14 protein-coding genes are annotated in these 13,455 nt (G+C 63.3%); 6 read left to right on the top strand and 8 right to left on the bottom strand.

What is annotated here, in order from left to right; genetic code table 11:
* Window positions 1–20: 20 nt before the first annotated feature.
* Window positions 21–1,415 (bottom strand): alanine racemase, encoded by a 1,395-nt coding sequence (locus tag ACLARN_RS40345; RefSeq protein ID WP_409496747.1) that lies wholly within the window; start codon window positions 1,413–1,415, stop codon window positions 21–23.
* Between the two features lie 1,190 nt (window positions 1,416–2,605).
* Window positions 2,606–3,364, bottom strand: a complete 759-nt coding sequence (locus tag ACLARN_RS40340; protein WP_409496746.1) for a hypothetical protein — start codon at window positions 3,362–3,364, stop codon at window positions 2,606–2,608.
* Between the two features lie 992 nt (window positions 3,365–4,356).
* On the opposite strand from ACLARN_RS40340, the gene ACLARN_RS40335 reads away from it, so the two are divergent.
* From ACLARN_RS40335 to ACLARN_RS40325, 3 genes are all read left to right on the top strand, one after another.
* Entirely contained in the window at window positions 4,357–5,562 is a 1,206-nt protein-coding gene (locus ACLARN_RS40335; protein ID WP_409496745.1) for a sensor histidine kinase, read from the top strand.
* On the top strand, window positions 5,559–6,176 hold the full coding sequence (locus ACLARN_RS40330) for a response regulator transcription factor (RefSeq protein ID WP_409496744.1): 618 nt from the start codon (window positions 5,559–5,561) through the stop codon (window positions 6,174–6,176). The genes ACLARN_RS40335 and ACLARN_RS40330 overlap by 4 nt, the downstream gene beginning before the upstream one ends.
* A gap of 965 nt (window positions 6,177–7,141) precedes the next feature.
* Window positions 7,142–7,990, top strand: coding sequence for a S1 family peptidase (locus ACLARN_RS40325; protein ID WP_409496762.1), 849 nt, complete (start codon window positions 7,142–7,144; stop codon window positions 7,988–7,990).
* An 88-nt stretch (window positions 7,991–8,078) separates the two neighbouring features.
* Here the strand turns inward: ACLARN_RS40325 and ACLARN_RS40320 are convergent, their stop codons facing one another.
* The 4 genes from ACLARN_RS40320 to ACLARN_RS40305 form a co-directional block, all read right to left on the bottom strand.
* Entirely contained in the window at window positions 8,079–8,207 is a 129-nt protein-coding gene (locus ACLARN_RS40320; RefSeq protein WP_409496743.1) for a type II toxin-antitoxin system HicA family toxin, read from the bottom strand.
* A gap of 601 nt (window positions 8,208–8,808) precedes the next feature.
* Window positions 8,809–9,069 (bottom strand): hypothetical protein, encoded by a 261-nt coding sequence (locus tag ACLARN_RS40315; protein ID WP_409496742.1) that lies wholly within the window; start codon window positions 9,067–9,069, stop codon window positions 8,809–8,811.
* Between the two features lie 417 nt (window positions 9,070–9,486).
* Complete coding sequence (locus ACLARN_RS40310; protein ID WP_409496741.1) at window positions 9,487–9,963, bottom strand: GNAT family N-acetyltransferase; 477 nt, start codon at window positions 9,961–9,963, stop codon at window positions 9,487–9,489.
* A 470-nt stretch (window positions 9,964–10,433) separates the two neighbouring features.
* On the bottom strand, window positions 10,434–10,574 hold the full coding sequence (locus ACLARN_RS40305; RefSeq protein WP_409496740.1) for a hypothetical protein: 141 nt from the start codon (window positions 10,572–10,574) through the stop codon (window positions 10,434–10,436).
* Window positions 10,575–10,985: 411 nt separating this feature from the next.
* Here ACLARN_RS40305 and ACLARN_RS40300 point away from each other — a divergent pair, with 411 nt between their 5' ends.
* Together ACLARN_RS40300 and ACLARN_RS40295 are read left to right on the top strand one after the other, a co-directional pair.
* Window positions 10,986–12,071, top strand: coding sequence for an alpha/beta fold hydrolase (locus tag ACLARN_RS40300; RefSeq protein WP_409496739.1), 1,086 nt, complete (start codon window positions 10,986–10,988; stop codon window positions 12,069–12,071).
* Window positions 12,041–12,505 (top strand): alpha/beta hydrolase, encoded by a 465-nt coding sequence (locus ACLARN_RS40295; RefSeq protein WP_409496738.1) that lies wholly within the window; start codon window positions 12,041–12,043, stop codon window positions 12,503–12,505. The genes ACLARN_RS40300 and ACLARN_RS40295 overlap by 31 nt, the downstream gene beginning before the upstream one ends.
* On the opposite strand, the gene ACLARN_RS40290 is transcribed toward ACLARN_RS40295, so the two are convergent.
* Window positions 12,476–12,787, bottom strand: a complete 312-nt coding sequence (locus ACLARN_RS40290) for a hypothetical protein (protein WP_409496737.1) — start codon at window positions 12,785–12,787, stop codon at window positions 12,476–12,478. The genes ACLARN_RS40295 and ACLARN_RS40290 overlap by 30 nt on opposite strands.
* A complete protein-coding gene (locus tag ACLARN_RS40285) occupies window positions 12,784–13,050 on the bottom strand; it encodes a hypothetical protein (protein ID WP_409496736.1) in 267 nt (88 codons plus the stop codon). Before ACLARN_RS40285 ends, ACLARN_RS40290 begins: the two co-directional genes overlap by 4 nt.
* Window positions 13,051–13,246: 196 nt before the next feature.
* Between ACLARN_RS40285 and ACLARN_RS40280 the strand changes: the two genes are divergently transcribed.
* The gene (locus ACLARN_RS40280) at window positions 13,247–13,432 is read left to right on the top strand and encodes a hypothetical protein (protein WP_409496735.1); all 186 of its coding nucleotides are present in this window, start codon (window positions 13,247–13,249) and stop codon (window positions 13,430–13,432) included.
* Window positions 13,433–13,455: the final 23 nt, after the last annotated feature.

Raw genomic sequence — 13,455 nt, 5'->3', positions numbered from 1 at the left:
CTCCTTAGTTCGAAGCGGGGTCAGATTCCGTCCAGTCGCCAGCGCGGTGGTGCCTCACCGGCGCCGAGGCGAAGAACCGCTTTCAACGGCAGCGGGTTGTCATGGAACCGCGATTCGAGGAAGTCCATGTGGTAGCCGGCGGTATTGAGGTAGACCAGGTGATCACCGGGTTTCACGGGCCGGGGAAAGCCGATCTTCCGCCACGTCACCATGTCGCTTTCCAGACAGGTCGCCCCCGCGACGCACGCCGGGAACATCTCGTCGTCGGCGGGCCGGGCGGAGATCAGTAATGGGTCCGGGAGGTAGTCGGTGTTGAACCACGGTTCGGAGAGACTGAGGCTGTTGCCCGCGACGGTCACGATCGCGTACCCGTCGCTGTCCCGCCGGTCCTCGACCTGCTGCACGCGGTACACCGTGAATCCCGCCTGGTCCAACAGTGACCGTCCTGGCTCGACGAGGAAGCGGATGCCGTTGCGAGCCGCCTTCGCCGACAAGCTCTCGTCACCGTCCACCGGATGGCTCATGATCTTGCGAGCCGCCTCGGTGGTCGAATTCCCACCGTACGGGTAGAAGTAGAAGCCCTTGGCGGCCTTGGCCGGGTGGTAGTGGGCAACGTCGTTCTGCCGGAGGAATTCGTCCCAGAGTCGCGAATCGACATAGCGCATCGGTAACCCGCCGCCGATGTCGACCACGTCGGCGGACCGCGCGCCACGCCGCCTGGCGTCGAGACAGTGCTCGATCATCTCGTTCGCCGCCACCGCGCGATCCTCGGGAGAGTAACCGCCCAGGTGAAACGAGAATCCCCGGAAACCGACGTGGTCCGCGAGTTCCACGCACAGGCCGACGGCCGCGTCGCGCTCGGCGGCGGCCATGCCGAAGCGGCTTGCCGGTTGGCTACCCGTCCTGGATCGCAACAGCACCCGGACCTGCCGGCGCGCGAGCCGCGCGGCCGCGGCCAGCCTGCGGAGCTCGTCGATCGAGTCGATGGCCACCAGGCAGTCGTGCTGGACGGCGAGTGCGTGCAGGGTGTCGTCCTTCTCCGGACCCGAGATGCCGATCCGGTGTCCGGGCACTCCACCGGCAAGCGCTTTCACTAGTTCGGAACTGCTGGCGGCGTCGATTCCGACACCGAGCGCGGCGCCTGAGGAGACGTAGCAGTCCGCCTTGTTCGCCTTCTTGGCGAACAAGATGTCGACCTCGGCGCCCGCATCGGCGAACGCCTGCCGGAGACCGGTGACATTCTCCTCGAAGACCTCCGGCAGCACGACATGCAGCGGTGACCCCAGGCCGTCCATGAGGTCAGCCAGCAGGGCCCAATGATCGTCCAGGAGCGTGGTGACAGTGGGATGCCGAAGGGCGGTGAGCGGGAAGGGCCGGACTCCGGTCAGCAGAGTCCCTTGTCCTTGTCGCGGCATGAGTACTCCATCCTTATCCCGGAAGATGACAATCGTTTGCAACAGCAAGGTGACACGGAAGCTATGACTTCTCTTAGCATCTGTCAACCATTTGCCATGTTCCTATATTGCCATCTTGATATATCTCGGCACTGACCGCGACATGAGGAGTTCCCACACAAGCGAGTAGGCGATGCTCCCGAAGTCGGAAATGATCCGCCCGCAGCGGTTCCGCTAGACTCGATGACTCAACTGGCGCACACAGTCAGTGGCGAATGAATCCATCATCAGTTTTCTCTCGACTTCATGGCGATGACATTTTCACGCCAACAAAACCTGACAACGGAGGTGACCAGTCTCTTTGCCTGTCCACCGGGACAGAGCCGCCCAGATGACCGTTGAGACCGGAAAACATCGTGAGCCTGCGCGAAAGTGACCGTCGCCCAGTCGACAACTCACCGGGCGAGAGGCGCTGATACTGACAGTCCGCCAAGTCCCACTTCTTGAACGTTCTCCGGTCAGCGCCAACGTACTGGGTACAGGGTCGCATCGACCGCAGAGTTCACGGAAAGAGGTTCTACTGGCCTAGCGGACCCATTCCTGACTCTTGCCAGACTTCTTGCGTGTAGCCGTACTACTTGCCCTTGACGCGCCCTTGTTGAACTATCAAGAACAGGGGTCTTGATGTCACCCTGTGATGATCCTAAATCTTTCCACATCTCGGAAAACGGACCCGCCTATTGCCCTTGCATTGGGCTTCTGACACGTGAAACCACGCTAGGGTAGAGTCAGTGAGCAAGATCAAAGTCAATCCGGAGCGCCTCTTTTGCGCTTGCGATCCGCACAACCGAGATGGGAGCACAGGCGGAGGTCGGTCCATCTGGAAACTGGGACTTCCAGGACGACGAATTCCAGGCCGTCACCGCACATAATCGACACATGCGAACGGGCGCTGCGTGATCGCCGCATCCGCTAGGTGCCTGCCCCCGGCCTGCCGGATCACCACGGCTGCTGTCCCAAAAGCCGCGACAGCAGCCTCATCCCAGTCACCCTTGACGAGGTCAAGCATCTCCTGGCACACCTGACCGCCCACCATCTCAGCCCGCTGCGCCAACTGGGCCTAGTCCCGCTGCGCCGCCGACACCAGCATCGCGCCAACCCAACCACCACCAGCGAAGAAACGCCAAACACTACGAAGTGCGGCTGGAGGCCTAGCCAGGGTCGCGGTCCTTGCCAGGTTCGAGGGGTTTCAGAAGTGCGGCGTCGCAGGGGGCGACGGATTCTGATGTAGAGAGTGGCCAGGTCGTGGACCTGCTTGTGTCGGTTGACACAGCGTTCGACGACATTGCGCCACTCGCAGTACCGGAGGACGCGTTGGAGATCTCGGTGCCGGGGAGGAATTCTGGCTCTAGCAGGTACTTGTTCGTGTCCTTGTCACCACAGGCGACCAGTGGCAGTTTCGGGTCGTCGTTGCCGACGAGCGGGTCCTTCGCGTTCGGCGTGCAGTTCAGCGAGGCGAACGCTTTCTCCACCGCGGCCTTCCGCGCGGCCTGTGCGGCCGGGTCGCTGGGGTTGGCCGGGGCCAGCGCAGGGTTCTGCCGGATCGCCTTGGCTTCCTGGATCTCCCTCGCGGCCTGTGCGTCGACCGATCCGTCGGGCCACTGCGGCGCGGGTGCCTGCGACGACGGCGACGGAGCCGGCGCGGAGCTCTGCTGCCGCACGGGGGCTCCGACAGTGCCGCCCCCACCAGGCTTGGCGCTCGCGGCGCCGCCCGAAACGGGCGGCGGGGTCGCGTTCGAGGAGGACGCGCCCGACACCGGGGGCCGGCCCGGCCGCGAAGCGGGCAGCTGGCCCGGCTGCTGTGCCACCGGCTGCGACGCCACGACCTTGCGAAAACTGAGCTTCGCCTGCTGCGCCAGGCTCTTCGCCTCGCCAGCCTCGTTCTTTGCACGTTCGGTGGAGCAGGTCACCGAAAGCCAACAGTCGTTCTGTTCGGGCCGCCCCAAAATTGCTTCGGAATTCCTGGGGAGTTCTTCTGAGATCATACGGGACAGACGTTCGTGGGCGACCCGGATACGCCATCCCGACAATCCGAGGACTAGAAACCCCGCACAGAGCCAGAAATACATAATAACAGCCTCCGCATGACCTCGACCGGAGTAATTCCGATCTATTTTCGGAAGCTCTAGCCTCGCCGTTCAACCGCTGCGAGGGTGCGGCTGAACGGCGAACCCGCCGCGGTCGCCGCCTGTTGACGGCGATACCCAACCTCAAGAGCCTCCTCAGTAGACCACCGTCGTTTCCGGCAGACAAGCACGTTCATGCACACTTCGCTCGACGACATGCCAATAGTCGACAGAGGTCGCGCTATCCCACTGTCAGGCAAACGGGCGACGATACACATACCGTGATCCGAGGCTGGCCGGAACGCCTAGCCCCGGGCGACGCTGTCGAATGCGGTCAATGTCAACACGGACACAGTACTCCGCCCAGCGGTCTGCCCCGCCTCGCGCGAGTTCGCGACAGCGACCAGGTTAGTGCCGTAAGTCCTCATCTGGTCTCCCCCGCCCTACTGGAGCTACGCAGGTAGAAATCGACGTCGCGGTGCTGCGGTCGGGCGCCATGTGGACCGCCCCGCCAGCTTGTCCCGTCACCTTCTTCGGTCACCTAGGGTAGCGTCGCTCACGTGTTGTTTACCTCAGACGAGCTAACCTATACACGCCGTGGTGTGGCGCATCCCCGTAGCGCAGGCAGGGTGGTGCGGTCGTGCACCACCATCGTCGACGACACCAGGCCGGTGCTTGCACGCCGCGCTCGAGGACTGCTTACAGCCTGCTTGGTACGCCTAGTCACGGTCCGAATTTGAGCACGCACCTGGAGGTGCAAGGTGAGACATCTGAAGCGTTCTCGCCGGTCCGGTGCTGATCATCTCTTCTGGGCCAGCCCGCATTGGCCAGAGTGGTTGACGACGCTCGGTGTGGCAGCGGTTGCAATAGCAGTGCAGATCGGCGGCCTAGTGGTTGTCGATATCAGGAACGGTTCGTCGGGGTCGTTACCCGCCGCAGCACTCCTGCTTGTCTCGATTGCAATTCTTCTACTGGGAGTGCGATGGAGGCTGCGCGGCCGAGGCGGATATCCGACGCTGGCACTCCTAGCGGGCCAGGCGTCAGTTGCGCTGCTCCTAATCCTGTGTTTTGACGACTGGGCCTGGGCCGCGTTTCCTCAGGCCGGGCTCCTATTCGGCTGGCTGCTGCTGATTGTACTGCCGCGCCGGTGGGGATGGCTCGGGTATCTCACGATAGTAGTTGAAGAATCCCTACGCTACATTCACGCCACTATAGGCAAGTTAGATGACTTTCGGGCAACGCTGCCACCCTATCTGTCTAGCCTGATATCGCAGGGTATCGAGACCGACCTCGTAATCGCCTTCGTCGCTAACTCTCTGATGTCGGGTGGAGTCGTGTACTGCCTGCTGTTCGTGGCGGAGCTCAGTCACCGCCTGCGCGTCGCGCAGGAGGACGTGACAAGGTTGGCGGCAAGCGAAGAACGAGCACGGATGGCACGGGATCTCCACGACACCCTGGGACAGCGATTAACCGCCATTATGGCGCACGGGGAACTGGCCGAACACCAGCTAGCCGTCTCCCCGGAGTCCGCCCGGCACCAGGTCCGGAGCATCGTCGAGGTCGCGAGTACGGCTCTGGAAGAGGTCCGGAGGGTCGCCCGCGCCAACCGCACACCAAGGCTGGAGCAGGAGCTCGTCGGCGCTGTCCGGCTCATCGAATCCGCAGGCGCCCGCTGTGTTCTGGATGTTGTCGAGGTATCCGACCAGCCCGCCGCGGCCGCGCTGGGCTGGATTCTGCGAGAAGCTACCACCAACATCCTGCGGCATAGCACACCGACCATATGTGTCATAACCTGTCGGGAAGCGGGTGATGGCTGGCGTCTGGTCGCCGAGAACGACGGCGTGGAGCCTCACACGAATGCTGATCACCCAGGTAGCGGGATAGAGAACATGTCCCAGCGGATGGAGAAGATTGGTGGATGGGTTGAGGCAGGCGTGGTGGAGGACGGCCGGTTCCGGCTCGTCGCTTTCGCTCCGTCCAGCCACCACGGCAGTGATCTTGCGTCCGGTCACGGCGAGGCCACGGAAGGGAGCATACGGTGATCCGGGTGCTGGTAGCCGAGGATATGCGGGTCCTGCGCGAAGCGATGGTCATGTTGCTCAACGCCGAAGCCGACATCGATGTGGTGGAGGCAGTAGAGTCGGGCGACGAGGTGCTCAGCCAAGCACGGGTGCACTGGCCGGACGTGGTTGTGCTCGACGTCGGTCTGCCCGGTACGAACGGACTGGCCGTCGCCGCTCAGTTGAGAAAGGAACGTCCCGAGCTTAAAGTACTGTTACTGACCGCGCTGGACAAACCAGGCGTGGTACAGGAAGCGCTGCGGATCGGCGTGCACGGATTCCTGCCTAAAGGAGTATCGACCAAGCACGTCATCGAGGCAATCCGGCGAGTGCATAAGGGCAATCGCGCGTTGAACGCCGAGTTGGTCGGCGCCGCAATGGAAGCTGGCGACAACCCACTCAGTAGGCGTGAACAGACGATACTTCAACGCGTCACCAACGGCATGACAGCACCGATGATCGCACGCGAATTCCACCTGGCCGAAGGAACCGTTCGCAACCACATCACTTCCGCAATCCAGAAGTTATCTGCACATAATACCATCGACGCCATACGGATTGCCGAACGGATGGGATGGCTGGACAATCATAGTTAATCGACGGCACCGACATGAGCGAGCTTGGAGTCGGTGAGCGGGTGCACCACAGAATAACCTACCCCGCGCCGTCATCTTGTTCGTTTCCATCGCCATGATGAAGTGCAGATCCCTTATGCTGGCTCACAAGGTGCACCGGCGCAGGCGCCGAGCGGTGGCTGGCGGATTTCCTTGACGGCGTATCGCTGGGCCCCTCGTGCTCCTCCTGGGCAGCGACGGCCTCGGCCTGGTTGTGTTATCCGACATGAGGTGGAACCGAATACGGGGCGTGGCTCCCTTTGGCGCGGGGCGTACTCGAATCCGATGGACTCCAGTGTGCGAACGACCTTCCGTACCGGGAGGTCGGATAGTGCAGGATTCACGCGGCGTCGCTCGGCACCTGGAACGAGGTCACCAGCGGCGTAGCGGTCGGGTGCGGGTCGGGTACTTCGTCGAGGTACAACCCGACAGCATCGCCCAGGTTCGACAGCGCCTCATCCAGCGTTTGACCTTGGGCTGGCCACGTCGACCTTCAGGCACTGGGCTACGTACCAGTCCTCTTCCTGATGGACGGCGGCAGTGAAGACGTTCGACATGCCTCCAGGATAGGGGATCTGGCTAGTCGGCAACGGCCGCCCGCTGCGCCAAATACGCGCCAAAGTACTCGGAGAAGTGCAGGAAACAGCAGGTCAGAGTAGATGTGTCGGCCTGTCTGTAAATCAGACAGCACAGCCTTCGGGGTTCGAATCCCTCACTCGCCACGCCAGCAAGACTGGCCCGGTGTGCAGCTCGAATGGACGTGCTGATACGAAGGGGTTGGTAGTGAGCAAGCCGAGGGGCCGGTCGCGTTGTTCATGCTCCGCACTATTTATGCAGATGAGGATTGTCATGGACATATCGTGAATTGTTCCTAGGTAAGTTGTGATCGCACTTGACGAGACTTTAGTTTAAACTTCGTGGACGTCCCCTTGTCGCGAACAGGAGCTATGTGTGTCTCTTATAAAGAAGGCGGCAATAGTCGGAGGAGTACTCTCGATGATATCGGGGTTCACCTTCGCCACCAGCGCTACAGCGCTGGCGGTAGTCGGCGGGGTCGAGGCGTCCGAGCCCTATCCTTGGCTCAAGGATGCACTGGATCGCTGGTTTCGGATCACTGGGTACTGACAGCGGCACACTGCGTTTCGCCTGAACGTGTCGAAGTAAAAGGTGCCAAGTCTGCACCAGAATGGCGACTGGGAGACCCTGCTGCCGACCCAGAAAAGGTTCACCCGATCATTGAAGGAGAGTCTTCGGCGACGGCGAGTATCGTCCTGCACCCTACCGAGGACGCAGCACTAGTCGAATTGGTCAAGCCTGTGAGCACCACTCCAGTAAGGCTCTCGACCGCCACTCCGCCGACATCTGCTGACAGTTCCACCATCGACGTTCGCATACTGGGCTGGGGGGTAACCTGCCGGGACTTCAAGATCTTAATCCTTCCTGTCTGCCCAAAATCCGACGGGCTCACCAGCGCATTTCCGGACAAGCTGCAGCAGTTGGACACCAAGGCCGCATATGACAGTTACATCGACGGATTCAAGTTGGACCCTTCCACCCGCGAGTCATCCCCGGTTTCACGTGCCAGGCTCGAGCTGAACACCACCCGCGAACGGGGTGTCGAACAGGGAGATTCGGGCGGGCCTACAATCACCAGGGAAGACGGACATTGGAAGCAGATCGGAATCAATGTCAGCGTGGGTAGCGACGACTTTAGGACGTATAACGTGCCAATTGTGACGATCCGCCAATGGATCGATTCAACCATCGCGATGACGACGGTTGTTATCTCGGAATAGCCTCCAGGCACAGTTCGTGATCGCGGCTGCCCACTGGTGGCGCAAAGCCAGCCGCTACCCCGACTGGAACACGTTTAGGTGTCCGAGGTCATTTCAGCAGATCTAGGAATTCGGCCGAGGTCAAGCCAGCTTGGCGAAGAATGGAACTCAGCGTGCCGCGCTTGATAGTGCCGTGCTGGGGAATCACAATCACGCGGCCGTCCGGGTGCCGGCACACGGCCAGAGACGGGCCGCGGTCTCGCGTAGGTCCTGGTCAGAGCTCGTTGTCGCTGGCGGCGGCGTTGGCCGAGAAGGTCACTGCACAGAACGACAGCATCCGCGTCCGCTGAGCAGGAAGGTCCCTGGTGCCTGCCGATCAGCCAGGCACCAGGGATTCCACCCACCGTCGCGAGCCTGGTGCCCGCGGCGGCACACATCCTGCCCCATCGTGGGCCTACCGCCTGGAACCGGGCCCTCGCGTCCCTGACAGCGGCTTGCAACATAAGCGAAATATCGGCAATGAGTTGATCTTTGGCTGAGTTGTCGCAGGGGGAAAGCTATTCGTGCCTGGCGCTGGTCCCTTCCGCTGGAGTTCGGCCCGACCCGGACCTGATCGACGGCGTCGTGCGATGGAACGAATCCCGGTAAACCCGTGTTGACCAGTGACACTGGCTCAACCGGACTCAGTCGCGGGGAGCGTGGCGACGGCGCTGGTGCTAGGTGAGGGCTGCCTGGTGCAGGCGCTGTTTCCAGGGCTGCGGGTTGTCGCGCGATCTTGTTCCCACAGTCGGGTGTTGACCGCGGCGAAGGTGTCGATCCCGGCGGTGGGCGCGTCCTGTTCAGCCGGGATCGTGGCGGCCCGGGTTTCCGCGGCGGTCGGGTGTGGCCTTCGGTGACCGGCCACAGCGCGGCGCGGGCGGAGTCTGTGAAAGCGGCGCCGAGGGTGGGCCGGCCCAGTCGACGATCCGCGCACTGTCCTCGGGGGTGAGGATGTTGTGTGGGTTGAGGTCGGTGTGCAGCAGCCGGTCCCCGGCCAGCAGCGCCGCGTTCGCTTCGTCGGCGTGCCTGGCCGAGCGCTGCTCGACCGGTGCCTTCGGCACCTCCGGCGCCCGAACCTGACCGCACCGGGGCAGGGTGGTGGCGAGGGCGGTGGAGCCGGGGCGCGGAGGTCGGCGGGGTGGCCGGCGAGGCGCTCGAAGCCGAGCAGGTTCCAACCGCCGGCCTCGATCTGCCAGCGCTGCGCCGGGCAAATGCCGGTGACGTGCGCGGCGAGGGCGGCTTCGCGGTGCTGGGCGGTGATGCGGCGGTGATCAGATGGCAGGCCCTTGATGAACAAAGAGGTACTGGTGGGGTGCAGGATGGCCGCGATCCCGGAGTTCAGACCGGCACTGATCGCCTCGACCGCGCGGACCGGCCCGGTTTCCGCCTCCACCGCAGCACGGACAGCGGCGGGCTAGTCCAGCCACGGGGCGCGCGGGTGTCGTGCAGCATGACCCGCGCTGTCGACGTGGTCGTGTTCATGCAGGCACCGCCGTGGCGAAGCCGAGCGTGGCGAGACCTTCGGAGCAGAACAGCCGGTCCGAAGCGGTTTGCAGCAGCTGGTAGGCGGTCTGATGGTGTTCGCCCCAGGCGGCGGCGTGCCGCCACAGGCCGCGGCCGGGCCCGCGTCCGCGGTGAGCGGGCAGCACGCCGAAGTACTGCGGCAGCATCACCTTTGCGCCTTGACGGTCGGTCATCGTGGCCAGCGGTCCGATCACCCGCTGACCCTCGACGGCCACGAGGATCGGGCCGTCGTTCCAGCGGCGGCGCAGGAACCCGAACCCCGCCTCGGTCAGCTGCTCGGCGAAGCCGGTGAACGTGTCCCGCGCTGCCAGTGTGGTGGCGCCTAGCTCGGTGACCACGGTGTCCGGCACGGGCACCTGGTCGATCGGCGGTGTACCGAAGACCTTGAGCAGCAGCCTGGTCCTCGAGGCCTGCGCCGCGTGCGCGAACACTCCCGTGGTGGTGTCGGGGTGGAGCCAGACGACACGGCCGGCATGTGCTCCGTGGGCGGCGCCAGCGGCGGGTGGCCACGCGCAGCGCGGCGGTGTCGGGCTTCTCGGGGTTGTAGACGTAGGTCTTGATCGTGCCCCGGCCCCGGCGGGACACGGTCGGGACGATGGTGAGGTCGGGGCGGTGCACGATCTCGTCGACCAGCACAGTCTCGGATTTGCTGGTCGACCAGAGTCGGTCCTTGTCGAAGGGCAGCATCGCCCCGGCCGCCGCGGCGGCGATGACCTCGTCGAAGCCTCGGGGTCGAGCACGTCCGGGTGCACCGGTCCGAGCATGGGCACGTACGGACGTGGAGCACGCGGCGCAGCCACTCCGGACGGAAGCCGCATGGCGGCCACGCTACCCGGCCGCCTATGACCGTTCGGTGACCACCGGGGGGTGACACACCGGTGGTCACCGAGACGGGACAGGGTCAGTACGGGTTGTCGTCGTCGGCGTTGCAGCTGCACTTCGACGACTCGACCAGGACGTCCAGGTCGTCGACGAGCTCGATCTCCTGGACCGGTGCGGTGACCGGGGGCCGCAGCTGGATCTCCACGGGAACAGCGGTCACGATATTCTACCCATCCTTTGTGGACTCGGCTCAGTGCTGGCAGTAGGCCGACAACGGGGCCTTTGCCTTGCGGTACAAGGTGACCAGCGACATGCAGGTCCCGCAGGTGCCCTGCAGTCCTCAGCCGGTGCAGCAGCAGCCCGTCGGCGATCCCGCCGAGCCGGGCCATCCCCTCGATGCCTCGTCCATCAGCGGGATCTGTGGGTCGCGGCCGACCTTGCAGATGCATGTCCGGCGTGAATTACCCGCACCGATCCCCGTGCTGGAATGCTTCACAACACAACTATAAACATTCACAAGTTGCTAAATCCGCCGCAGTCCGGTAGGTATTAGTTGCGTGTCCCCACTTTCTTGAGGGGTACATCCAGAACCTGTCCGATTATCTTCATTAACATGCCCTGACCTGCATAGATGCGTGAACTCTGCGCGTGTCCTGACTCAGTCTACCTGTACGGCACGCTCGTGACCTGTCGAAGTTCAGAGATGGCCAGAAAGGCGGAATTCATGAAATTGTCAGTAATCCGGGTGTGTGTTCCCGTGGCGATAGCCGGGGTCGTGGTCGCGGGCGGACCCGCAGTACTCGCCGCCGCTGATCCCGGCCCCCCGCCGCACGTGGGCTACCTCAAGGACGAGGGGTGGGGGCCATGCGGGGGTGAACCCGAAGGCTCGAAGGAATTCGCCGTGGTCTGCAAGACCATCACCGTCCCCCAGGATTGGACCAAACCGGCCCGAAAAAAGTTCTCACTGGCACTGAAACGCGTGCACAAGCTCACCGACCCCGATGACATCACCAGCCCTGAGAACTCTGCGAAGAAGCCCGCGCTGGTCTTCAACCTCGGCGGCCCTGGGGAGGCGGGCTACGCCAGCGCCGCCAAGTTTGCCAAAAATGACCTCTCCGGGCTGGTTCAGAAGTTCGATGTGGTCGGATTCGATCCGCGGGGCGTGGGCTCGTCCAGTCCCGTCTCATGCCTGCTCCCCAAGGAGCAAGACGACATCATCGCAAAGGATGGGGAGGGCTATTCGGATTCGATCTCCACGGCGTGCCAGAAGAAGTATGACGGCACGAAGAAGCCGCACCTGAATCGGTATTCAACAAAGGAGGCCGCCCGCGACCTCGACGCCATCCGCGCCGCGGTCGGCGACGAGAAGCTCACCTACCTCGGCTGGTCCTACGGCACCCGGCTCGGGGCGTCCTATGCTCACCAGTTTCCAGACAAGGTACGCGCCATGGTGCTAGACGGACCCGACCTACCCAAATCCAACGACGGCAAGTGGACAAATCAGCCTGAGAACGAGACATTCGACAAGAATCTTCAGGAATTCGGGAAGCAGTATCCTCGCGCGCTCACACTGCTCGCCGCCGTGAAAAAGACGGCGGGTTCTCACCCAGTCCAGAGAAGGCCCCTGCTTCCCTGCGGCCACGAACGGCCACTCCAGGAATTATCGACATCGCCGTTCTCTCTGCGATGTACGACAAAGACAACTGGCCAGATTTGAATACGGCGCTGGAAAACGTTAAGAACGGGGACGCCAACGGGATCTTCACGCTTGCCGACAGCTATACAAATCGAAAGAAAAACGGGGATTACCTGAATACGAACGAGGCATTCGCGGTAATCACGACAGCCGATAAGAACATTGACTGGGATGGTCCCGACCCCGGTCCATCCGAGCTCAAGTACGACCCGCCCGCGGGAACACCGAAGATCGTGACGATCGGCGCAACCGGCGACATTGCCACGCAGTACAAGGACGCACAAACCTTCACCCGCCAGCTCGGACATGCCGTGCTGGTCACCGTGCAAGACCGGAAGCACACCACATATCCCAAAGGCTCGACGACCAAGGGTTGTCTCGACCGTACCGTGAATGACTACCTGACAGACCTACAGGTGCCGGTATCACCGGGTGACGTGAACCCGGTCTGCTAACCGCACGCCCTGCGGCGCCCCCTCGTGGCTGTGGCGAGCCCGCGAGTAGCACTGTGAGCGACACCGCAGCCAAGTCCTGACCAGCAGCAGCCCAGCAGCACATCGCGGCCCCGGCACGCCTCGGCGAGCCGGGGCCGCGATACGTTCGGCGCACTCGTCCCGCAGCCACGCCCCGGCTTCGGTCAGTGCCGCCGGGGTGGCCACCTGGATGGTGATCATCTGGGCCTGTTCGGTATCGATCTCCACGTCTAGCGCGGCGGTGAGGTCCGCGGGCCAGGTCATGCGCTGGCGGCGGGTGAGGTGACGGTGATCTTCTCGGTCGGCGGGAGTTCGATCTCCCTGGTGGCCGACCACCACTCATACGACCAGCTGTGCTGGACCCGGATCCGGTCGGCCCAGGGGAACACTGTGCCCGCCAGGCCCTGCACCGCGCCGGTGAACGCGGCGACCGCCGCCTCGACCCGGTTGCCGTGCACGTTGGCTTTCAGGCCCTGCTGGATCCGGATCTCGAACGCCACCCGCAGCGCCCGCGGCGTGTCCACCATGCCCAACCTCCAAGAAACCAGCAAGTTTCGAAGAAGCGAAGCAGTTCGCCGAAATATAGGAATTCTCCGGAAGTGGCAGGGTTTGCGTGACATGCCTTTGGTGCTGAAAACAGGAACTTTCAGCACCAGGCTTGGTGTCTGCTGCTGAAAACTACGACAGCGTGAAATCGGGGCTGAGGTCGCCGAGCGGTGGTTCGTGCCGGGCGCGTTGCCGGGTGGACCGAAGGTCGCACACCTGATGGCCTGCGGCGGCGCCGACCCGCGCCACCGCAGCGCCCGCTGCGGTGGCGAACGCTCCCGAGTGTGGAAGCCGGTCGATCTGCGCACCAGCCCGAACGCTATCGCCGTCGACGCCCTGGAAAACGTCGCCATCGACGTCTGAGCCAACCTCACCCCGCCACGCCC

It is taken from the genome of Amycolatopsis sp. cmx-11-12, from assembly GCF_046269425.1.
Lineage (GTDB): Bacteria > Actinomycetota > Actinomycetes > Mycobacteriales > Pseudonocardiaceae > Amycolatopsis.
This window is presented reverse-complemented; position numbering and strand designations above follow the sequence as displayed.

Excerpts from the sequence above, each read along its gene's own strand:
- ACLARN_RS40345 (WP_409496747.1), bottom strand. The coding sequence starts at position 1,415 with ATGCCGCGACAAGGACAAGGGACTCTGCTGACCGGAGTCCGGCCCTTC.
- ACLARN_RS40325 (WP_409496762.1), top strand. The coding sequence starts at position 7,142 with ATGTGTGTCTCTTATAAAGAAGGCGGCAATAGTCGGAGGAGTACTCTC.
- ACLARN_RS40300 (WP_409496739.1), top strand. The coding sequence starts at position 10,986 with ATGCGTGAACTCTGCGCGTGTCCTGACTCAGTCTACCTGTACGGCACG.
- ACLARN_RS40295 (WP_409496738.1), top strand. The coding sequence starts at position 12,041 with ATGTACGACAAAGACAACTGGCCAGATTTGAATACGGCGCTGGAAAAC.
- ACLARN_RS40290 (WP_409496737.1), bottom strand. The coding sequence starts at position 12,787 with ATGACCTGGCCCGCGGACCTCACCGCCGCGCTAGACGTGGAGATCGAT.
- ACLARN_RS40285 (WP_409496736.1), bottom strand. The coding sequence starts at position 13,050 with ATGGTGGACACGCCGCGGGCGCTGCGGGTGGCGTTCGAGATCCGGATC.